17 protein-coding genes are annotated in these 20,635 nt (G+C 68.1%); 8 read left to right on the forward strand and 9 right to left on the reverse strand.

Annotated features, from left to right (window positions below; genetic code table 11):
- Positions 1-60 precede the first annotated feature (60 nt).
- The 3 genes from Q368_RS0102910 (at position 61) to Q368_RS0102920 (ending at position 5,142) form a co-directional block, all read left to right on the forward strand.
- Positions 61-2,238: a methyl-accepting chemotaxis protein gene (locus Q368_RS0102910; RefSeq protein WP_052359987.1), complete on the forward strand. Its 2,178-nt coding sequence runs from the start codon at positions 61-63 to the stop codon at positions 2,236-2,238.
- A 67-nt stretch (positions 2,239-2,305) separates the two neighbouring features.
- Positions 2,306-3,793, forward strand: coding sequence for a sensor histidine kinase (locus Q368_RS0102915; protein WP_245611265.1), 1,488 nt, complete (start codon positions 2,306-2,308; stop codon positions 3,791-3,793).
- Positions 3,790-5,142, forward strand: a complete 1,353-nt coding sequence (locus Q368_RS0102920) for a sigma-54-dependent transcriptional regulator (RefSeq protein ID WP_029457232.1) — start codon at positions 3,790-3,792, stop codon at positions 5,140-5,142. Before Q368_RS0102915 ends, Q368_RS0102920 begins: the two co-directional genes overlap by 4 nt.
- Positions 5,143-5,237: 95 nt before the next feature.
- Here Q368_RS0102920 and Q368_RS0102925 read toward each other — a convergent pair whose 3' ends face one another.
- The gene (locus Q368_RS0102925; protein ID WP_043784746.1) at positions 5,238-7,274 is read right to left on the reverse strand and encodes a S16 family serine protease; all 2,037 of its coding nucleotides are present in this window, start codon (positions 7,272-7,274) and stop codon (positions 5,238-5,240) included.
- A 353-nt stretch (positions 7,275-7,627) separates the two neighbouring features.
- On the opposite strand from Q368_RS0102925, the gene Q368_RS23690 reads away from it, so the two are divergent.
- The 5 genes from Q368_RS23690 (at position 7,628) to Q368_RS0102950 (ending at position 11,348) form a co-directional block, all read left to right on the forward strand.
- Complete coding sequence (locus tag Q368_RS23690) at positions 7,628-8,431, forward strand: universal stress protein (RefSeq protein WP_052359988.1); 804 nt, start codon at positions 7,628-7,630, stop codon at positions 8,429-8,431.
- Between the two features lie 46 nt (positions 8,432-8,477).
- A complete protein-coding gene (locus tag Q368_RS0102935; protein WP_029457235.1) occupies positions 8,478-9,521 on the forward strand; it encodes a sulfite exporter TauE/SafE family protein in 1,044 nt (347 codons plus the stop codon).
- 115 nt (positions 9,522-9,636) lie between these two features.
- On the forward strand, positions 9,637-10,530 hold the full coding sequence (locus Q368_RS0102940) for a universal stress protein (protein WP_029457236.1): 894 nt from the start codon (positions 9,637-9,639) through the stop codon (positions 10,528-10,530).
- Between the two features lie 24 nt (positions 10,531-10,554).
- Positions 10,555-10,839 (forward strand): hypothetical protein, encoded by a 285-nt coding sequence (locus tag Q368_RS0102945; RefSeq protein WP_029457237.1) that lies wholly within the window; start codon positions 10,555-10,557, stop codon positions 10,837-10,839.
- A gap of 62 nt (positions 10,840-10,901) precedes the next feature.
- A complete protein-coding gene (locus Q368_RS0102950; protein ID WP_052359989.1) occupies positions 10,902-11,348 on the forward strand; it encodes an iron-sulfur cluster assembly scaffold protein in 447 nt (148 codons plus the stop codon).
- A 96-nt stretch (positions 11,349-11,444) separates the two neighbouring features.
- Here the strand turns inward: Q368_RS0102950 and Q368_RS0102955 are convergent, their stop codons facing one another.
- From Q368_RS0102955 to Q368_RS0102990, 8 genes are all read right to left on the reverse strand, one after another.
- The gene (locus Q368_RS0102955; protein WP_052359990.1) at positions 11,445-12,188 is read right to left on the reverse strand and encodes an acid phosphatase; all 744 of its coding nucleotides are present in this window, start codon (positions 12,186-12,188) and stop codon (positions 11,445-11,447) included.
- 84 nt (positions 12,189-12,272) lie between these two features.
- A complete protein-coding gene (locus Q368_RS0102960) occupies positions 12,273-12,911 on the reverse strand; it encodes a class I SAM-dependent methyltransferase (RefSeq protein ID WP_084158649.1) in 639 nt (212 codons plus the stop codon).
- Between the two features lie 150 nt (positions 12,912-13,061).
- Positions 13,062-14,204: a hypothetical protein gene (locus tag Q368_RS0102965; protein WP_029457241.1), complete on the reverse strand. Its 1,143-nt coding sequence runs from the start codon at positions 14,202-14,204 to the stop codon at positions 13,062-13,064.
- Complete coding sequence (locus tag Q368_RS0102970; RefSeq protein ID WP_029457242.1) at positions 14,201-15,208, reverse strand: radical SAM protein; 1,008 nt, start codon at positions 15,206-15,208, stop codon at positions 14,201-14,203. Before Q368_RS0102970 ends, Q368_RS0102965 begins: the two co-directional genes overlap by 4 nt.
- 98 nt (positions 15,209-15,306) lie before the next feature.
- Positions 15,307-16,029: an energy-coupling factor transporter transmembrane component T family protein gene (locus Q368_RS0102975; protein WP_029457243.1), complete on the reverse strand. Its 723-nt coding sequence runs from the start codon at positions 16,027-16,029 to the stop codon at positions 15,307-15,309.
- Complete coding sequence (locus tag Q368_RS0102980; RefSeq protein WP_052359991.1) at positions 16,020-17,453, reverse strand: ABC transporter ATP-binding protein; 1,434 nt, start codon at positions 17,451-17,453, stop codon at positions 16,020-16,022. Before Q368_RS0102980 ends, Q368_RS0102975 begins: the two co-directional genes overlap by 10 nt.
- Positions 17,450-18,028, reverse strand: a complete 579-nt coding sequence (locus Q368_RS0102985; RefSeq protein ID WP_029457245.1) for a hypothetical protein — start codon at positions 18,026-18,028, stop codon at positions 17,450-17,452. The genes Q368_RS0102980 and Q368_RS0102985 overlap by 4 nt, the downstream gene beginning before the upstream one ends.
- Positions 18,016-20,106, reverse strand: coding sequence for a TonB-dependent receptor (locus tag Q368_RS0102990; protein ID WP_029457246.1), 2,091 nt, complete (start codon positions 20,104-20,106; stop codon positions 18,016-18,018). Before Q368_RS0102990 ends, Q368_RS0102985 begins: the two co-directional genes overlap by 13 nt.
- Positions 20,107-20,635 lie beyond the last annotated feature (529 nt).

Consider the following 20,635-nt stretch of genomic DNA (forward strand, 5'->3'; position numbering starts at 1 on the left):
TCGCCCCCTTCCCGGCGGCCCGCGCCTTTGCGAGGTCTTTCCAACGCAGCGAGGCGAACCATGAGACGTTCCATCCGCGTCAGGCTCATCTGCGGCGTCGTCGCCATCATCACCCTGCCGCTTCTGTGCATCTTCGGCATCATCGCCAGCAATATCGTCGATCTGTCCCACGAAAACTACATCGCCGTCTCCCGTACCGAGCTTACGCGCACGAGCCGGGCCGTCGAAATGTTCCTGGACGAGGCCAAGGCCAACATGGACCACCTGGCCGCGTATCCGGAGTTGCGCGAGACCGACGCGGGCCTCACCGACTTTTTGCAGGCCAGGGACAAGGTGAAGACCGTGCCGCGCGAGGACGACGTCCTGGGCAAGCGCCTGCGCGCCTGGTGCGTCCAGCTGCAAAAAACCCATCCCGACTACCGCAAGGTCTACCTCGGCACGCGCTACGGCGGATTCGTGAGCAGCTCCGACGCGCCGCGAAGCGCCTACGATCCCCGCGTGCGCGCCTGGTACAAGGACGCTGCCGCCACGCCCGGGGCGGCCGTGGTTTCCGCACCCTTCCGCTCCACGGACGGCCGGCCCACCATCAGCGCGGCCAGGGCCTTCACCGACGCGACCGGCAAAGTGCTCGGCGTGGTCTCGGCCGACATCTCCCTGTCCGTGATCACCGACATGGTGGCGGCCATCCGCCCGGGCAAGACCGGCTTCGTGGTCGTTGCCGAAAAGGGCGGCGTGGTCATCGCCGACACCGCGCATCCGCTGGCGAGCCTCAAGCCCCTGGGCGAACTCGGCGAGCCCGCCCTGGCGTCGCTTTTTTCCGGGCCGGCCGGAGAGGTCGCGCTGACGCTTGCCGGCAAGGACTACGTGGCCGAAGTTCACGACGCGCCGGGCAACGGCTGGCGTTACGTCACCTGCATCGAGAAGTGGGAGCTCCTGGAGCCGGCGCGCAGGACCGTGACCGCCATCGCCTGGGTCTCCCTTGCAAGTCTTGTTCTTATCATCGGCGCGCTGTGGGTGTTCATGGACCGCTCCGTGATCCGGCCGCTTTCCCGTGTCGGCGGATTCCTCCGGGCCATGGGCTCGGGCGAGTACGGCACTCGCCTGGAGAACCCGCATCGCCGCGACGAGATCGCCGCCATGTTCGCGGCCCTCAATGCCATGGCCGCGCGCCTGGGCGAAACCATCGACGACGTGCGCGCCAAGAGCCGTGAGGCCGAGGAAAAGGCCCTGGCCTGCCAGGCGGCCACGGACAAGGCCGAGGAAGCCTCGCGCCAGGCCCTGATCGCACGGGAGGAAGGCATGCTCCAGGCGGCCGGCAGTCTGGAGGAGGTCGTTTCCGTGGTGTCCGCGGCCACGCAGTCCCTGACGTCGCAAGTCGATCTGGCCAGCCGTGGCGCGGCGGCCCAGGCCCTGCGCGCCGGGGAGACGGCCTCGGCCATGACCGAAATGAACGCCACCGTGCTCGAAGTCGCGCGCAACGCGTCCGAAGCCGCCGTCACATCCGCCCAGGCCCGCGAGAAGGCCGAGGCGGGGCGCGCGACCATGGCCCGCGTGGCCACGGCCATGGAGCGGGTGCGCAGCGATGCCCAGGCTTCCCGGGAGCGCATGGCCGCCCTCGGCAGGGAGGCGGAAAACATCGGCCATATCCTCGGCATCATTTCGGACATCGCCGACCAGACCAACCTGCTTGCGCTCAACGCCGCCATCGAGGCCGCGCGTGCAGGCGAGGCGGGGCGCGGCTTCGCCGTGGTCGCCGACGAGGTCAGGAAGCTCGCCGAAAAGACCATGCACGCCACCAAGGAAGTGGGCGAGGCCACGCGCGGCATCACGGACGGTACGCGGGGCAACGTCGCGGCCGTGGACAGCGCCGCCGTTGCCATCGAACAGACCGCCAGCCTTGCCGGCGAGGCCGGCGAGGCGCTGCAGCGCATCGTGACCCTGGTCGACGCCACCGCGGACCAGGTCCGCTCCATCGCCACGGCTTCGGAACAACAATCCGCCACGAGTGACGAAATCAACCGCACCATCGGGGAAATCAGTGCCATTTCCTCGGAAACCGCCGTGGCCATGGAGCAGTCCTCCGAAGCGGTCAAGGTGCTGGCGCGGCAGGTGGACGCGCTTTCGGCCCTGATCGACGAGATGCAGGGCGCAGGACGCGCCGTGTCCGCCGTGCCCCTGCCGCCCGGCGCACGCGGGGGCGCGCCGCTCGCCATCGGCGGCGACAGCGGCCGACGCTAAGGGATCACCCCCCTCCCTCCCTGTCGGGGCGGCGCGCGTCGCGACGTCCCGGCGGGGAGAATTGGGTTTGCCCCCGGCCCCGGCCGGCGGTAAGCTCGCCGCCATGACCGCGCCCTTTTCGACCAGGCTCAACCTGCGCCAGCGCATCGTCGTCATCCTGCTGCTCTACGTGTTCGGCATCGGGGCCATGGCGCTCGTCTCCTACCAGGACTTGTCCACCATGGAGGACAAGCTGGAATTCACGCGCCTGGGGCACGTCATCGCCAACACCATCCTCGAAGTGCGGCGCTACGAGAAAAACTACCTGCTCTACGGACTGCCCGAGGATCTCGACGAAGACCGGCGCTACCTGGACGAATCCTTCAGGACCCTGGCCGTGCTCACTGCCGAGGCCCGCGACCTGCGCGTCTCGCCGCAGCTCGACACCCTGGGCGCGCTGCTCGCGCAGTACCGCCAGGGCCTCGACGCCCTGGCCGCATCCGGCCCCGGGCAGGTGGAGGCCGAAGGCGAGGCGGCGCTCAAATTGCGCGAAATCGGCAAGGCCCTGACCGAGGCCGCGGACCAGGTCGTGGACTTCGAGCGCCGGCGCATCCATGACCTGCTGCGGCTGCTCGCCTGGCAACTGCTCGGCGCGGTGGTCGTGGCCATGGCGCTCGGCGTTGCCCTGCCGGTGCTGATGTTCCGCAACATCTTCAAGCCGCTCGGGATCATCCGCCTGGCCACCCGCGACATCGCCGCCGGCCGCTACAACCGCATCCCCGTGGTCAACACCAACGACGAGATCGAGCAGGTCATGGAGGCCATCAACCGCATGGTGGCCGAGATCGAACGCCGCCAGGACCAGCTCGTGCAGACGCGAAAACTGTCCTCCATCGGCACGCTGACCGCCGGCGTCGCCCACCAGCTCAACAACCCCCTCAACAACATCTCCACCTCCTGCCAGATTGCCCAGGAGGAACTGGAATCGGCCGACCCCGCATTTCTGCGCAAGCTCCTCGGCAACATCGCCCAGGAAACCCTGCGCGCGCGCGACATCGTCGCGGGGCTGCTCGAATTCTCCCGCGCGCGGGATTTCTCCCTGCGCCCGGTGCGGCTTTCCGAGCTTGCCGCGCGCACCCTGCGCCTGGTCTCGAGCCAGGCCGGCTCGGGCGTGCGCCTGCGCGCCGACGTGCCGGACGACCTCGTGCTCGCCGCCGACGCCTCCCGGCTCCAGGAAGCGTTGCTCAATCTGCTGTTAAACGCCATCCAGGCCGTGGACGGCGCGGGCGACGTCACGCTTTCCGCCCGGCAGGAAAACGGGCAGGCCGTCGTCACCGTGGCTGACACCGGCCCAGGCATCCCCGAAGCCATCCAGAGCCGCATCTTCGACCCCTTCTACACCACCAAGGAAGAGGGCAAGGGCACCGGGCTCGGGCTCTCCATCGTCTACGGCATCATCGAGAAACACGCCGGCACCATCGCCGTGGACAGCGCGCCCCGCCGCGGCGCGTCCTTTGTTATCCACCTGCCCCTGGCCGGGGAGCCGCAGAACGCGCCCGCCGAGGACCCGGCATGAGCCGCGAACGCATCCTGGTCGTGGACGACGAGGAAATCGCCCGCGAAAACCTCGTCCACAGCCTGACCAAAGCCGGCTACCGCGCCGCGGCCGCCGCCGACGGCCGCCAGGCCCTTGCCGTCCTGGCCGAGGAGCCCTGCGACCTCGTGCTCACGGACCTGCGCATGCCGGAAATGGACGGCATGGAACTGCTCGCCGCCATCAAGCGCCGCTACCCGGAAGTGGAGGTCATCGTCGTCACCGGCCACGCCGCCGTGGATTCGGCCGTGGCCGCCATGCGCCTGGGCGCGTTCACCTACGTGGCCAAACCCGTGCAGGTCGCGGAAGTGCTGGCGCAGGCCGCCAAGGCCCTGGAAAAATCCGCCATGCGCCGGGAACTGGCCAGCCTCAAGCGCAAGGTCGATCCCGCCTCGGGACTGTCGCGCCTCATCGGCCAGAGCGCCGCCATGGAGGCACTGCGCGAATCCATCGTCCAGGTCGCGCGCCTGGAATGCAACGTGCTCATCACCGGCGAAACCGGCACCGGCAAGGAACTCGTGGCCCGCACCGTCCACGACCTGAGCCCCCGCTGCGAAGGCCGGTTCATGGCCGTCAACTGCGGCGCGTTCTCCGAGGAACTCATCAGCAACGAACTCTTCGGCCACGAACGCGAAGCCTTCACCGGCGCGGCCGCGCGACGCAAAGGCCTCATCGAAGCCGCCTCCGGCGGCACGCTCTTCCTCGACGAAATCGGCGAACTGCCGCTGACCATGCAGGTCAAACTGCTGCGCGTGCTCCAGGAACGCACCTTCCTGCGCGTCGGCGGCACCGAGGAAGCTCCCATGGACGCCCGCGTGCTCTCCGCCACCAACAAGGACCTCAAAAAGGAAGCCGAAACCGGCGCGTTCCGCCAGGACCTCTTCTACCGCCTCGACGTCGTCACCCTGCACGTGCCGCCGCTCGCCCAGCGCCGCGAAGACATCCCCCAGCTCGCCCGGCACTTCCTGGCCAAACACGCCGGCCAGGCCTGCCGCGAAGTCGCGCTCTCGCCCGAAGTCCTCGACCGTCTGCTCCTCTACGAATACCCCGGCAACGTCCGCGAACTGGAAAACATCATCCAGAAGGCCCTCACCATGTGCGACGGGGACGTCATCCGGCCCGAACACCTGCTCGCCGACCTGCGCGACGAAGGCGTGCGCCCCACCCGCAGCGCCGCGCGGCAGGAATGGCCCTCCCTCGAAGAACACGAGAAAAACTACATCCGCGACGTGCTCGAGGAAGTCGAAGGCAACAAATCCAAGGCCGCCCGCGTGCTGGCCATCGACCGCGTGTCACTGTGGCGCAAGCTGAAGCGGTACGGATTGGAGTAGATGCAGAGGTGTAGAGATGCAGAGGGGTAGGGAGGTAGAGGGGTAGGGGAGAGGAAAGAGGGAAGATGCCTTCGCCTTGCCTCTTCCTCCATCGCCTATTCTTCCCGTCCCCGCAGCACCACGCCCGCCGCTTCGACGACATCGCCTGCCTCGACCACCTGCAAGCCTTCCAGCACGTCGGCCGGAAGGCCGGCTATGACATCGCCGTTGGCTTTGGGCACGACGACGGTGGCGATGCCGGCGCGTTTGGCGGCGAGGCATTTTTCGCGCAGTCCGGCCACGGGCAGCATGCGGCCGGAGAGGGTGATTTCTCCGGTGGCGGCGGTGTCGCAGCGCGCGGGGCGGCCGGTTAGAAGCGAGAGCAGCGCGCAGAAGATGGTGACGCCGGCGGAGGGGCCGTCCTTGGTGATGGCGGCGGCGGGGAAGTGGACGTGGATATCGGATTTCTCGAAAAATCCCGGGTCCACGCCGAGCTCGGCCGCGCGGCTGCGGATGAGGCTGAGCGCCGCCTGGGCGGATTCGCGCAACATTTCGCCGAGCGACCCGGTGAGCAGGAGCTGGCCCGAGCCTGGCATGCGCGCGGTTTCGACGAAGAGGATTTCGCCGCCGTGCTGGCCGACGACGAGACCGGTGACGACGCCGACGCGGTCGCCGGCTTCGGCGGCTTCGCGGGTGAAGCGGCGCGGGCCGAGCAGGCTTGGGATGTCGGCGGCGTCCACGCTTGCCGGGGCGGTGGCGGCGTCGTCGAAGGTGAGGCGGGCGAGGCGGCGGCAGGCGGCGGCCACGGTGCGGGAGAGGCCGCGCAGGCCGGATTCGCGGGTGTAGTCGTCGATGATGCGGGAAAGCGCGGCGTCGGTGAAGGCGACCTGTTCGGTGGAAAGACCGTTTTCGTGCAGGTGTCGCGGCAGGAGGAAGTCGCGGGCGATATCGCGTTTTTCGCGGTCGGTGTAGCCGGGGAAATCGAGGATTTCCAGGCGGTCGAGCAGGGGGCCGGGCAGGCGCGAGACGTCGTTGGCGGTGCTGATGAACATGATGCGCGAGAGGTCGAAGGGGATTTCCAAATAGTTGTCGGAGAAGCGGGCGTTTTGCTCGGGGTCGAGGATTTCGAGCAGGGCGGCGGCGGCGTCGCCGCGGAATTCCGCGCCGATCTTGTCGATTTCATCCAGCATGAAAACGGGGTTGGCGACGCCGATGCGGGCGAGTTCCTTGAGGATGCGCCCGGGCATGGCCCCGACGTAGGTGCGGCGGTGGCCGCGCAGTTCGGCCTCGTCGCGAAGCCCGGCCACGGACAGGCGCACGAATTCGCGCCCGAGCGCCTCGGCCACGGCCTGGCCCACGGAGGTCTTGCCCACGCCCGGAGGCCCGGAGAAGCACAGCACCGGTCCGCGTCCCGGCGAGGCGGACAGGCGCGCTTCGAGGATTTCGGCCACGGTCTTTTTGAGTTCCACCAGATTGACGGGCTTGCCCAGGTAGTGGGCCGCGCCGGCGCGCAGGGCTTCCACGGCCGTGCCGACGGTGGCGAAGCCCGTGACCATGACCACGGCGGCGTCCGGGGCGGTGCGGCGCATGCGCCGCAGAAGCTCCATGCCGTCCAGGCGTTCCATTTTGAGATCCGTGACCACGACGTCGGCGGCGAAACCGGAAGCGAGGATGTCCAGGGCTTCCAGGCCGTCGGCGGCCGTGCGGATTTCGTAGCCTTCCTTGCCGAGCACGTGGGCCATGTTGGCACGGGCGATCTCCTCGTCGTCCACGATGAGGATTTTCGGCTTGGCTGCGCCGCGAAGCGCCCTGGCGGCGAGAAATTCCAGAATGCGTTCCTTGACGGCGTCGAGGCCCCGGTGGCGGGCGTCGAGGACTTCCCGCGCGCGGCGCAGGTCGAGGGTGTCGCGCGTGCAGGTGGTCCAGGGAAGTTTGAGCAGGAATTCCAGGTAATTGATGCCGACAGCATATTCGGCCACGGCCGGGTCGGTGGTTTCGAGCCTGGCCAGTTCGCGCCGGGCGGCTTCGGCGGCCTGGGCGGGGAGGCCGGCGTCGTCCACGGCGCGGCGCAGGGTCTCGAGCACGCCGGCTTCGGCGTCTGGTGCGGCGGGCGCGGCGGGCGCGGCCGCGCGGGGCTTGTTGCCGAAAAGCATGGGCATCTCCTTGCGGGACGGGTGCGGGGAATCTAGCGCCAAAAGCCGGCGCGGCGCAAATGGGGCGGCAATCCGCGCGCCGGGCGACTGTTGCGTATTGTAACAGATACTCCCCCCTGTTGCGATCTGAAACGTCTCATCTTGAAACGCCGCGCTGGCAAGGTCTGAAACGCGTCGTTCATGTCCGGGCTGCGGGGGTGTTGCACATCGCAATACTGACTGAGTGGTCAGTCGGTTTTTGCAATTTTACAAAAAGTCCAATGAAAACAGATTACAAGTGGAATGTTTCAGATTGGCACGCAAATTGTTCTTAAAGGCGCAAACGGGCGCACGCGCCCGAACGAGGAAACGGCATGCAGGCAGACACGGCACGACCCTTTGGCGACACGACGCCGACCGCACGGCCCCATCAGGTGCTGGTGGTGGTCCGGGGCGGCGTCGCCGGCCAGGCGCTCGTGGACTACGCCCTGGGCGTGGCCGAGCGGCTGGGGCTCGGGGTGCTGGCCGCCTACGTGGATACGCGGCCTCGTTACGGCGACAGGTTGTCCCGGCGCGAACGCTTCGCCGCCGGCATAAGCGGCGACGCGGCGTCGTTTCGGGACAAGGCGAGCCAACGCGGCATCGGTTTCGAGCACGTCATGGCCTGCGGCAAGGCGTGCGAAGTCGTTCCGGCCATCGTGCACGGCGGCCGGCGCATCGACTTCGTGGTGCTCGATCCGGCCATCGGGATTGAGGACGTGGCCCGGCGTTCGTCCGTTCCCGTGTTCGGCCTGGACGTGGCCGGCGGGAAGGGCGCGCGCGGCCGGAGCCGCAGCATGCTACAACAGCGAACCCCTGGGAGGTTGACCATGTCCGAGACGACACGCAAACGCAACGTGGTCCGCACCATCGTTTTCGGCGCTGCGGCCGTGGCTTTGTACGCCGCGGTTTTCACCCACACCGACTTCATCACCACCCTGTCGGCCAAGGGCGGCGTCTACGCCGTTGTGCCGGTCCTCACCGTGTTCCTGTTCTCCTACATCCACGGCAGCTTCACCGGCGCGTTCTGGTCCGCGCTCGGCATCGAAGCCTCCAAGGCCACTGCGGCCAAGAAGCAGGCCACTGCGGGCGCGGCCAAGCGCAAGGACAGCCGGGCCACGGCGCAAGTCAACGCCTAACGTTCAGACCGCAGCGATCACAACGAGTTTTCGGGAGGAGACGGACATGCACGGCGCTGGCGAAATGATCACCTTCATCGACCTCAATATGTACTCCATCATTTTCCTGTTCCTGGTCGGCTTCATCGGCGGGCTGGTGAGCGGGTTCATCGGCTCCGGCGGAGCCTTCGTCCTGACCCCGGGCATGATGAGCCTGGGCGTGCCCGGCCCGGTGGCCGTGGCCAGCAACATGTGCCACAAGTTCCCCAAGGCCCTCGTCGGTTCCATCAAGCGCTACCGCTACGGCCAAGTGGACATCAAGATGGGCGTGATCATGGGGCTTTTCGCCGAAATCGGCGTCCAGGTCGGCATCAAGGCGCAGACCATGATTCTGGAGAAGTGGGGCGAGGCCGGCTCCAACCTCTACGTGAGCGTGGCCTTCGTCGCGGTGCTGCTCACGGTCGGCAGCTTCGTCATGCGCGACGCCCTGCGCCTGGCCAAGTCCGGCGAAGGCGACGGCAAGCCCAACAACCTGTGCAAGCGCCTCCAGTCCATCGAACTGTGGCCGATGATGACCTTCAAGCGCGCCAACGTGCGCATCTCCGTGTGGTTCCTCATCCCCGTCGCCATCGCCACGGGCATGCTGGCCGCGACCATCGCCGTCGGCGGCTTCATCGGCGTGCCCGGCCTCATGTACGTCATCGGCGTCACGAGCATCGTCGCCTCGGCCACGGAGCTGGTCATCGCCTTCGTCATGGGCCTCGGCGGCACGCTCATCTGGGCCTACTACGGCATGGTGGACATCCGCCTCACGCTCATCATCCTCGGCGGGTCGCTCTTCGGCGTGCAGCTCGGCGCCATCGGCACCACCTACGTCAAGGAATACATGATCAAGATGGTCATGGCCGTCATCATGCTGATCGTGGCCTTAAGCCGCTTCCTGGCCATGCCCAAGTACCTGGACAAGCTGTCGCTGACCAACTTCGGCGACACCACGGTGTCCATCCTCTCCAAGACCAGCTTCGGCGTGATGGTCGTCGCCCTGCTCATCGGCGCGGGCATCATCCTGGCCTCCATGTTCAAGGCCCGCCGTCTGGAAAACCAGGCCTGACCGCGCCCGGGAACAAGTCGGTAGGATTTTCAGCGAACCATCACTCCCGCCATGGCGTCCCGGAAACCATTCCGGGGCGCATGGCGGGAAAAACGGCGAGGATCGCGGTGCGCGCATGATCATGCATCGACCCAAGACCATCGTCGTCGGGCTCGACGGCTCCCCGGCCTCCCGGGGGGCGTTCGAGCAGGCCATGATCCTCGCCGCGTCGTTGCGGGCGCGGCTCGTGGCCGTCTCCGTCGCGCCGTCGCTTGCCGGGCTCGAACGCATCGGCCGCGAGGAGATTCGCGAGCTTTCGCGCCCCTTCGAGCAGGCCCTGGAGGACGCGTCGGACGCGGCCGCGCAGGCCGGATTGCCGCTAAAAAAGGTGCTGGAGGCCGGCGAATCCTTCGAACGCCTGGTGGACGTGGCCGAGGCCGAGGAAGCGAGCCTCGTGGTCATCGGCGACGCCCGGCGCGCCTACATGGAGCGCGTGCTGCTCGGACGCAACGTGGCCAAGGTCATCGGCTACAGCCCCTGCGACGTGCTCGTGGTCCCGGAAGGGACCAGACTGGATTTCACCCGCGTGGTCACGGCCGTGGACGGCTCGCGCCAGAGCATGGCCGCCGCGGGGCGCGCCATCGGGCTGTGCGCCGCCTACGCCGGCAAGCTGGACGTGCTGGCCGTGGTGGACGTGCCGGTCGAGCGCAACCTCATCTACGGCATTTTCGAGGACATCAAGCGCCGGGCGCTGATCGCCGTCAGCGCGGTGGTCAAGGCGGCCCAGGCCAGGGAGGTCACGGCCCTGGCGACGGTGCTCGAGGGCGCGCCCTTCCGGGCCATCGCCGGGTTCGCCGCCGAGATCGGGGCCGGCTGCCTCGTGCTCGGTTCCTACGGCAAAAGCGGCCTGCGCCGGCTCATGCTCGGCAGCGTGGCCGAGCGCGTGCTCGCCCTGGCTTCGTGCCCGGTGCTCATCGTCAAGTCCGGGCCCGGCGACCCCGACGACGTGGTCGGCGCGCTCGATCCCTGAGAACCTTTATCCCAGGAGGATGCCATGGACATGCGGCTGGCTTTTACGGAATTCCTGATCGCCTTTTGCGCCGTTGCGCTTGCCGACCGCATCCCGGGCGTCCTTGCGCGCCTGGCCGGGGCGCTCGGCTTGTCCCGGCCGCTGGCCGCCGTGGGCGAGGCCCTGACGGCGGGGAGCGAAACCGGCTGGTACGTCTATTTTTCGCGCGACGCCGTCACCGGCGAGCCGCGCGTTACGCCCGTCGCGCCGCCGGCCCCGGCCGCGCGCCCCCGGCCGCAGCGGGACACGCGGCCCCGGTTGCGGGCGTAGTCCGGTTTTCCTGCCGTCATTGGAATGTGCCTTTCCTTTGCACGTCAACCACGGGACCGACCATGATCACGCACCATGACCACACTTGCGTCCTGACCGCCAAGGAGGCGGCCGCACCCGAACATCGCGAAGCGCTGATCGCCCGCTTCGGCGAAAAGGCCTACCGCCTCTGGTGCGACGCGCGCCATCCCCAGCGTCTGCTCGCGCCCACGTCCATCGGCACGGCGACCGATGCCGAAGGCTGCCGCATTTCCATCGCGCTCGGCATGTACGGGGAGATCGTGGCGCAGACGGATTTCGACGCCGAGGGCTGCCCCTCGGCCAAGATCGCGGCGGCCGCGGCCGCGCATTGGGCCATGGGGCGCACGCTCGACGAGGTTGCCGCCACGGACGAAGCGGCCATCGTGGCCACGCTCGGCGACTTCCCCCAAGAGGCCCGCCGGCACGCCCGCCTTGCCGGTCAGGCCGTGCGCGCGGCCGCGGCGCGCTGGCAGGCCCGGGCCAACTAGGTCCCGCTTTTCCCGTTGCGGGGACGGCAATGCGCCGTCCCCGCAACAGGCTTTCCGCCGCCGGCAGCAGCCGGGGCGTCTCCTTTCGCGCCTTCTTCAGTTCGCGGGCTTGGCCGCGATGCCCGGCCCGGGGCAGGGCCGGGGCGCAAGCCCGAGGTTTTGGCGCAGTTCCGCGCCTGCCGCGCACATGCCCTCCACGAAGGCCGCGTTTTCGAGCAGGGTCGCCGCGATGACCGTGCCGGCGATGCGCCCGGCCACGATGTCGCTCGGGTAGTGCACGCCGCCGATGATGCGGCTCAGGCGGTAGGCTTCCGCCCGGTCGAAAATTTCCGTTGCGCGTTCGGGCACCATGCCGGCGAGCATGACGGCCGCCGCCGTGGCGTACGTGGAATGGCCGCTGGGGTAGGAGGCGTTGTGGGGAAGGCGCAGGCTCGGGCGGATGTCGGGGTCGGCCTGGGGCGGGCGCGGCCGGTTCCAGTGCGCCTTGGCTTCGCCGAGCATGGCGTCGGCGTCCTTTCGCAGCGTTTCGAAGAAGGCCATGGTCAGGGGGAGCTTTTCCGGCGCGAGATCCCGTCCCAGGGCCGGGAGGAAGGGCTGCGCCGTACGCGCGGCGTCGGCCTGGGCCAGGGCCTCCATCTCCGGCGTGCGGCGTTGCTGCCATGCCCGCACCACGGCCTTGTCCTCGCGGTCCGCGACCGAGCCCGGGGCGGGGGGCGGCGGCAGCAGCCGGGTGAAGTCGATGGGCTGCCCGGGGGCCGGGACGCTCTCGGCCGCGGGCAGGGACAGGGGCGAAGCCAGCAGAAACAGCAGCAGGAACAGCCAGGGGATCGGGCGTCGCATAGGGCACCTCCGAAAGGGAAAAGGGTCGCGCGGGGCCGGGGGCGCCATCCGTAGCGTCCGCGTCGGCCGGACCACGAGGATAGCCTACGCGCCGATGACGATCCAGTGGCCGGCGTCTTCCCGCTCGATGCGGTAGTCGGTGACGCCGGCGGCGCGCAGGGCTTTTTCGTGGGTTTCGGGATCGGTGCCGGGCCGTGGCGGCGGTGGCGAGCCCGAGGCCCAACGCGGATGGCGGGAAGCCATCTGCCGACAGATGGCCTCGCGCATCTGCGGCGTGCCGAGCCCGCCGCCGAGGTAGGCCCGGCCGTGCGGGGCGAGCGCGCGCCGCACTTCGGCGAAGGCCCGGGGCAGGTCCTTCCAGAACATGACCGAGCCCCGGCTGACGATGAGGTCCGCGCTGGCGTCGGCAAGGGGCAGGGCGCAGGCGTCGCCGGCAAGGACCAGCGCGCGCCGGGCGAGGCCGCGTTCCCGGGCGCAACGCGCCGCCGCCTTTAGCATGGCCGGGGCGTGGTCGAGCAGGACCGCGCGCATTGCGCTGCGCCCGGCCACGGCCAGGCCCAGGTCCCCGCCGCCGCAGCCGATGTCCAGGCACACGCCGCGCGTCAGCCCTGACTCGCGCAGGAACAGGTCGGCGTAGTAGGGATAAAGCGGCGCAAAGACCTCCCGTGCGATGGCAAGAAAGCCCTCCACATCCATGGGCCCGTCCGCACGTTCCTCTCCCACGTCCCGCACCTCCTTTTTCGCCGCATTTCCTCCGACCACGTCAGCGCCCAAGGGCCTTCCCCCCTATCGGGGTGGTCCAGGAGGGGCCCTCGGCCCCTCCTGGCCGCCGGAGGCATTTCTTCCCGTCTTTTCCCTCTCCCCTCTCTCCCCCTACTTTCCCGCTTTGTCGTCGCGGAAAATCACGGACATGAGCCCCTGGTTGTAGAGGTTGCGGGCGAAGCATTCGCAGGTCACGTCGCAGCCCGTGCACACGTGCATGAACATGCTGCGGTTGCCCACGGCGATGCTGCGGCCCGGGTAGGCCTCGCCGATGGTCCCGCCGGGGAGCTCCTTGAAATAGCCGGAGAACGGGTAGGGCTTGTGTTCGCCGTCGTCCAGGTAATAGCGGTAGCCGCCGTTGTGCTCGAAAATGGGGTGGCGGCCGGTGGTGAGCGCCAGGTACTGGGCGTCGCCGGGTTCGTAGCGGAACCAGTCCTTGCCGTTGGCGCAAGTGGTGTAGGGGGGCTGGAATTCCGCGCAGCCCACGCCTTCGATGAGCGCCAGGGCGACGCGGTTGCCGGCTTCGAGCAGTTCGAGCAGGCGCGGCCGGATGTCCAGGATCGACGTCGCCGGGCCGAGGTTTTGCGAGACCGGGATCACGGCGCTCGGTTCCGGCACCATGACCAGCCGGCGCAGCGAGCTGCCCTTGAAGTAGCCGCCGCGACAGGCCACGGCCATGTCGTCGGGGAGCCGGCCGCCGTCCTCGGGGCCGCCGCCGAAGAGGTCGAGGATTTCCTGTCTGGAGACGATGCGCGTGAGGTGCGGATTTTTGGCGAGCGCCTCCCGGTCGCGGTCCGACAGGTCGTAGAGCCCGGCGTAATGCGCGCACCAGTTGCTGGCCACGGCCAGGCCGTCGAGGTCTTCGAGGTCGATGGGGGTCGTGGCCGGGACGAGATCGCCCGTGCCCACGAGCACGGTGGTCATGCCCGACTCCCGGGCGAAGCGCGCCGCCTCGGCAAAGGCGTTTTCCACGTATGCGCGGCGCGTTTCCGGGGCAAGCGCACCGTAGCGGCTGGAATAGTACTGCTGGGCGTAGGCCAGGAAGGCGAAACCGGGGTCGTAGCGGGCGACGAAATCCAGGGCGGTGTCCGTGACCCAGGCGTTGCTGCCGCCGTCGCGGTCGCCGGGAAAGGGATGGCGGGCGAGGATGTCGCCGACCATGCCGGAGAGCGGCGAAACGGCCTCGGTGGGGCGGCCGGAGCGCAGGTCCACGGCCTGTTGCCATTGCCGCGCGTCGAGCAGGGCAAGCGTCATGCCGAGACCTCCTTGGCGTTCCAGGCCACATGCCCGCCGTAGAGGGCGATGGGGCCGCCACATGACGGGCAGCGACCACCCGCGGCGAAAAAGGTGTCGAGCTTGTCCCCGCCGCAGCCCAGGCTGTGGCGCGAGATGGCCACGGCCCCGCAGGACGGGCAGTGGGTGTTGACCCAGCGCGAGCCGATGAAGTTATGGAAATAGACGTAGTCCAGGCGGCTTTTGACGGCTTCGACCTTGGCGCTTAAGGACTCGATGCTCGGGTAGTGCTCCTGCTGCATCCGGTATTCCGGCAGCAGGCGGAAGACGTGCCAGGGGATGTCGCGGCGCACACCGGCCAGAAAATCGGCCATGGCCTCCATCTCGTGGTCGTTGACGCCTTCGATGACGGGCGTGGTCACCTCCACGTGGCAGGTGCGCGCGAGCGCCTCGATGTTGCGCAGGATCGGGCCGGCCTCGGGAACGCTGAGGTAATCGACGCAGAATTCCGGCGAGAGTCCCTTGAGGCTCACGTTGACGAAGGAAAAGATGCGTCCGAGCAGGGCCGTGGATTGCGGCGTGCCGTAGCCGTTGGTCAGGCAGCCCATGGCGATGCCGGCTTCCCTGGCGGCCTCGGCGACGCGGGAGAGCGTCGGCAGGGAGACGGTGGGCTCGTTGACGGCGAAGACGATGGCGTGGCAGCCGTGCTTTACCGCCTTGGCCACCATGGCTTCGGGGCCGATGTCGAGCATGATGTCGGCAAGGCCCGCCGGATCGACCTTGACCACCTCGGCGTTGGCGCAATAGCGGCAATTGAAGTTGCAGCCGGACGTGCCGACCACGAGGCAGCGCGCCCCGGGCCAGGCGTGGTAGAAGGGGATCGTTTCCACGCGCGAGATGGCGTAGGCGCACCAGCGGTCCGGAAAGCGCTCCACGATCCTGCCGCCTTCCTGCCGGTACATCTTGCAATAGCCGAAGCTGTCCGGCCCGAGCCGGCAGCGCCGTTCGCAGTAATCGCATTCCATAAGGCCGCTCCTTGCCTGGCCGCGCGGCGCTTCGGGCGCGACGCCGGGCAGGCGTCCCGGCGTATCTGAACGCCGGGTGCGTAAAATGGCAAGCCGGACTAGCCCGGCAGGCCCGGAAAACCCCTGCCGGCGCACCAGACCGCAAGCGCGGCCGCGACGAGCACGGCGTCGCCGGCGCGAAACGAAAGGCGCGCGCCGCCGGTAAGCGCCCGGCCGGAGATGCCCCGCAACTCCAGGGACAGGGCGAGGTCCGTGGCGCGGCGCATCTGCGCCAGGAACACCGGCACGAACAGGGGCAGGAAATTTTTCGGGTTCCAGAGTTTTTTCGGCGCGAAGCCCCGGCAGCGCTGCACCTCGAGGATGTGCATGGCCAGGGCGAAGACGTTGGGGAGCATGGTCGCCAGGGTGGAGGCGAAAAGCACGAGCTTGCCCGGCAGGCGCAAGGCGCGCAGGGCGAGCAGCAGATCGGAGAAGGTCGTCCATTTGACGACCAGGATGTCGGCCAAAACCACCACGAACAGGCGCAGGGAAAAGACCGCGAGCCACGAGAGACCGAGGAGCACGCCCGTTTGCCAGTCCGGGGCCTTTTCCATGCCGCCCAGGATGAACAGCAGGAGCAGGGTGGGCAGGGTCGCGGCGAAAACGACCGGCACGAGCAGCACCGTGCGGTCGAAATCGCGCGACAGCGCGAGCAGCCCGGCCAGGGCGACGATGAGCGCCACAAGCACGCGCCAGTCCTGGCAGTAGAAGACGTAGGCCGAAAGCGAGGCGGCGAAGAGACACTTGGCCAGGGGATTGGACCGCTTGAGCGTCAGGAGCATGGTGCGGCCTCCGGTTGCGGCGCGTCGGGGACGTTGGGGCCATTGGGGACGTCGGCGACGATGCGCCCGCCTTCGAGGGTGACGCGGCGCGTGGCGGCCATGGTCGCGAAGGCCTCCTCGTGCGTGGCGAAGACCACGGCCTTGCCCGCGCTGGCCAGGGCGCGCACGCGCGCGGCCATGGCCGCCATGTTGGCGTCGTCGAGGCCCGTGGTCGGTTCGTCCAGGCAGAGGATGGCCGGCTCGGCCACGAGGATCGCGGCCAGGCACAGGCGGCGCTTTTCCCCGAAGCTCAGGGTGAGCGGCGCGCGCGTCTCCATGCCGCCAAGGCCCAGGGCGGCAAGCAGCGGCGCGCAGCGCGCGGCCCGCTCCTCGGCGGGCAGCCCCAGGTTGGCCAGCCAGTAGCCGCACTCGGCTTCCACGGTATGGGCGAAAATCTGCTCCTCGGGATTCTGGAACATGAGCCCCACGTCGCGCGCGGCACCAAGCCCCGGCCCGAGGCGGACCCGGCCGGCATGGGGTTTGGCCAGGCCCTTGATCAGGCGCAACAGCGTGGACTTGCCCGCGCCGTTGCCCCCGAGCAGGGCCACGGATTCGCCGGGGCGCACGGCGAGGTCCACGCCCGCAAGCACCGGTTTGTCCTTGGCGTAGCCGAACGCGACGCCTTCGCAGGCGACGGCCGGCTCCCTGGGCGCGACAGGCGCGAACGGCGGCAGCCCGGCGGCAAGCGCCCCGGGTGCGCGGCGGACGATGCGCCCGGGCGGGCCGTCGGCCACGATGCGGCCGTCCGACACCGCGAGCACGCGCTCGGCAAAGCCGCCGAGGCGCGCGAGGTCGTGCTCGATGACGACGACGATCCAGCCATGGCAGCGGCACAGCGTGCCGAGGTGCGCGAAAAGCCGGTCCGCCGTGGCCGCGTCCAGGTAGCTCGTGGGCTCGTCGAGGAGCAGCACCCGGGGTTCCATGGCCAGCATGGACAGCACGGCGGTGAGCTGCTTCTGGCCAAGCGACAGCGTCGCCACGGGCCTGTCGCGCTTGCCGGCGAAGGCGTAGCGGTCAAGCAGCGCGTCGGCCACGGCGGCGCAGCGGCCTTCGGGTTCGCCGCGCACGCGAAGGGCGAGCGCCAGTTCCTCGTAGACCGTGCGGCAGAAGAGCTGCGCCTCGGGGTTCTGGCCGACGAGTCCGGCGAAGCCGTCCGGCGCGCCGTCCGTGCCGTCCTCGCCGTCGTAGCGCAGGCTGCCCGTGGTTTCGCCGGCCAGGGCCAGGCGGTGCGCGCCGCACAGGTGGTAGCCCAGGGTGGATTTGCCCGATCCCGACGGCCCGACGATGCCGATGCGTTCGCCGGGCGCGACGGAAAGGCGCACGTCCGCGAGGATGGGCCGGTCCGCGCCGGCCGGGGTGAAGGAGACGCCCGTCAGCGCGATCATGCCGTGCGCAGCATGGCCACGGCCTGCAGACCGTTGATGCGTTTCCAGACCGAAAGCGCCAGCCAGACGCCGAGGCCGTTTATCGCCAGGGACGTGACCAGGGAGATGCTGAAGAGGAACTGCGTGGCCGTGGCCCAGGGTACGCCCATGGCCGTGCGTACGACCATGGCGGCCGACGGGCCGATCAGCCCGCCGGCGAGGATGGCGACATAGGCGCGGCCAAACGGCAGGGGCCGGCGCAGCAGGGTGAACAGGGCGTCGAAAACGACGCCCTGGGTCAGCGCGGGCACGAGCTTGAGGAAACCGGGCTCGCCCCCGGCCGCCGGCATGAACACGGCGGCCAGGAGCCCCCAGGCCAGTTCGTAGGCAATGAGCGTGCCGAAACGGTCGAGCATCAGGCGGGTGAGCACCATGAGCATGACCGAGACGATCATTTCCAGGCGCGCCACGGAATGGATGGCCGTCAGCTGGAGCGCGGTCTTAAAGACCATGCCCCAGCCGAAGTCCAGGGCCACCATGGACGCGAAGAACACGACCTGGGCGGTGGTGAGCCCGCGTTTTTTCAGAACTTGCATGACAGTTCCAGGAACAGCATCCGTCCGACGTTCAGCGTATTGGGGTTGTGGGCGTCCACGTACTGGTGGTCGAGCAGGTTCTCGCCGGAAAGCGATACGGTGAACTTCTCGCCGTAGCTGCCGAGGAAGTCCAGGTTGCGCCAGACCTTGGCGTTGAGCAGGGCGTGGGGCGGGATGATGTTGGCGTCGGTGTTGAGGTCGTCGCCGTACATGAGGCCCACGTACTGCACCGCGACCTTGCTGTTGACGTACTTGTTGAGCCAGGTAAACCCGACGTTGAACGAGTTCTGCGGCACCATGGGCAGGAGCTTGCCGACGAGGTCGGGCCGGCCGGTGAAATCCGTGACGCGGGAATCGTTGAAGGTGTAGTTGGAGAACAGCGTGAATTTCTTGAGCACGTCGATGTTCTGGAACTTGAACGGGTCCCATTCGCCGTTCAATTCCGCGCCCCAGATCTGCACCTGGCCGATGTTCTGCTTCTGGTAGATGCCGGAGGCGACCGTGATGTACGACTGGAGGTCGCGGGCGACGGAGAAGTAGCCGGAACCGGACAGGCGCACATTTTCCACGGGCTGCCAGTCCGAGCCGAGTTCCACGGAGTCGATCTGTTCCGGCCCGAGCGAGGGGTTGGAGATCTTGGTGCCGCCCTTCATCTTGCCGCTGCGGTACATGTCGTCGAGTAGCGGCGCGCGGAAGGCGTGGCCGTAGGAGGCGTAGGCGCTCAAGTTGTCCATGAAGAAGTATTTGACCGCGCCGCGCGGACTCCAGGCGTCCCAGGTATGGTCGGGGTAGTACTCGGTGTACTTGCTGAGGTTGGAGATGTTGGTGTCGTAGTGGCCGTCGAAGGTGGTGGCGTTGTCGTAGCGCAGGCCGCCCAGGAAAATGAGGCGGTCGTCGAGGAACTTGAGCTGATCCTGGGCGAAGATGCCGTAGCTGCGGATCTTGCCGTAGTCCGTGGCGAAGTTTGGCGCGGTGCGGTAGTAGTCCGTGCCGTCCATGATGCCGACGCTGCAATCGAAGCCCACGGTGACGGTGTTGAACCCGATTTCCTTGGACACGTTGGTGAGCAGGCCGTACTGCTTGCGGTTCACCTTGGTGTCGGTGCGGCTGTAGGTGTCGATGTCCGTGGTGTCCTTCCAGGACTCGTTGGTGCGGTCGTAGTGGATGTCGGTGAAATAGGCGTTGATGATGGTGGACCAGCCCGCCCAGGAGCCCGTGAACTTGCCCTGCCAGGCGTCGGTGTCGTAGCCGCGGTGCACGCCGTCGTAGGCGAAGTATTCCGTGCCTTCGCCGGCCTTCTGGTTGTCCTTGGTGTACTGGAATTCGAGGTTGTTGCCCTCGCTGATGTCCCAGCCGACCTTGGCGTTGACGGTCTTTTCCCGGATGTAGGAATCGACCGACCAGGGGGTCTGCTCGTCGCTCGGCGTGGCCATGTAGCCGGGGGAATTGTGATAGAGCGCCGAGACGCGGGCGTAGAGGGCGTTGCTTAAGGACTCGGACGTGCGCCCGGCGGCCACGGCGCGCACCTTCCAGTCGTCATAGGTGCCGTAGCTGGTCGAGGCCGCGCCGGACAGGCGCTTGGTGGGCTTTTCGGTGATGATGTTGATGACGCCGCCCATGGCGTTGTTGCCGTAGATGGAGGCGGCGGGGCCCTTGAGGATCTCGATGCGCTTGACGTCCTCGAGGTTGATGCGGTTCCAGTTCACGTCGCCCATGTCCGAGGTGTTTTGCGGCACGCCGTCGATGAGGACCAGGGTGCGGCCCTGTTCGTTGCCGAGCCCGCGCAGGGACACCACGGACTTGAAGCTGAAGATGCCGCTCGGGCGCTCCACGTGCGCGCCGGAGATGTAGGAAAGGGCCTCGTCCACGGTCTGCACGGGCATGTCCTTGAGTTCCTGCCGCGTGATGACCGCGACGCGGCCGGGCACTTCCTTGAGCGGCTGCTCGGTGCGCGTGGCCGTGACCACCATGTCGTCCATCCTGGCGTCCACGTTGTCCCCTTCCCCGCCCTGGGCGAAAGCGGCAAGCGGCGCAAGGCACATGGCCAGGACCGACGACACGACGAGAAAACGTTTCATACTCCCTCCCCTTGATCGCTCTACGGTTGGTACGTCTTGGCACGACTCCGCCGTCGCCGCGGCGCTGCGGTCACGAAAGCGCGCCTCTGCGGCCTACCCCCCCCCGGGGAAGCCGTGACAGAGACGCCTGCCCCGCGACCGCGTTTGCGCCCGGTGATCCGGGCCGCAACATCCCGCCGGCATCCGGCGGAGGCCTCTCCCGCGGCCCGTTTCCGCGCGCCGTCCTCCTTTTCCGTACCCCCGAAGCCTGCGGCCAAACGGGTCGCGGAATGGAGCGCGCGGCAAATGCTCTAGTGCAATGACTGTCACGCATAGTAAAAATTGCATGATAGTCAATTGATCCGTGATGTGACGACACGCATGTTGTCACAAAACGTACAGGTCTGATTGAAAGACGCACCGTTTGGCGAAGTTGCATGCCTTGACAACGGCTGTCTCATAGGGAAAGCTCAAACAAATAGCAAGGCGTCACGATTTAATGAAAACCGTGATGGCTTGAGTACCTTCGTCACTCTAGTCGTTATTGTCG

Origin of the sequence: Solidesulfovibrio alcoholivorans DSM 5433, from assembly GCF_000702665.1 — a bacterium.
Classification (GTDB): Bacteria; Desulfobacterota; Desulfovibrionia; order Desulfovibrionales; family Desulfovibrionaceae; genus Solidesulfovibrio; species Solidesulfovibrio alcoholivorans.

What these genes read in the sequence shown, in the direction of transcription:
- Q368_RS0102950 (WP_052359989.1), top strand. Translation starts at nt 10,902, where the DNA reads ATGATCACGCACCATGACCACACTTGCGTCCTGACCGCCAAGGAGGCG.
- Q368_RS0102945 (WP_029457237.1), top strand. Translation starts at nt 10,555, where the DNA reads ATGGACATGCGGCTGGCTTTTACGGAATTCCTGATCGCCTTTTGCGCC.
- Q368_RS0102990 (WP_029457246.1), bottom strand. Translation starts at nt 20,106, where the DNA reads ATGAAACGTTTTCTCGTCGTGTCGTCGGTCCTGGCCATGTGCCTTGCG.
- Q368_RS23690 (WP_052359988.1), top strand. Translation starts at nt 7,628, where the DNA reads ATGCAGGCAGACACGGCACGACCCTTTGGCGACACGACGCCGACCGCA.
- Q368_RS0102920 (WP_029457232.1), top strand. Translation starts at nt 3,790, where the DNA reads ATGAGCCGCGAACGCATCCTGGTCGTGGACGACGAGGAAATCGCCCGC.
- Q368_RS0102975 (WP_029457243.1), bottom strand. Translation starts at nt 16,029, where the DNA reads ATGCTCCTGACGCTCAAGCGGTCCAATCCCCTGGCCAAGTGTCTCTTC.
- Q368_RS0102940 (WP_029457236.1), top strand. Translation starts at nt 9,637, where the DNA reads ATGATCATGCATCGACCCAAGACCATCGTCGTCGGGCTCGACGGCTCC.
- Q368_RS0102965 (WP_029457241.1), bottom strand. Translation starts at nt 14,204, where the DNA reads ATGACGCTTGCCCTGCTCGACGCGCGGCAATGGCAACAGGCCGTGGAC.
- Q368_RS0102935 (WP_029457235.1), top strand. Translation starts at nt 8,478, where the DNA reads ATGCACGGCGCTGGCGAAATGATCACCTTCATCGACCTCAATATGTAC.
- Q368_RS0102985 (WP_029457245.1), bottom strand. Translation starts at nt 18,028, where the DNA reads ATGCAAGTTCTGAAAAAACGCGGGCTCACCACCGCCCAGGTCGTGTTC.
- Q368_RS0102925 (WP_043784746.1), bottom strand. Translation starts at nt 7,274, where the DNA reads ATGCTTTTCGGCAACAAGCCCCGCGCGGCCGCGCCCGCCGCGCCCGCC.
- Q368_RS0102955 (WP_052359990.1), bottom strand. Translation starts at nt 12,188, where the DNA reads ATGCGACGCCCGATCCCCTGGCTGTTCCTGCTGCTGTTTCTGCTGGCT.
- Q368_RS0102910 (WP_052359987.1), top strand. Translation starts at nt 61, where the DNA reads ATGAGACGTTCCATCCGCGTCAGGCTCATCTGCGGCGTCGTCGCCATC.
- Q368_RS0102970 (WP_029457242.1), bottom strand. Translation starts at nt 15,208, where the DNA reads ATGGAATGCGATTACTGCGAACGGCGCTGCCGGCTCGGGCCGGACAGC.
- Q368_RS0102980 (WP_052359991.1), bottom strand. Translation starts at nt 17,453, where the DNA reads ATGATCGCGCTGACGGGCGTCTCCTTCACCCCGGCCGGCGCGGACCGG.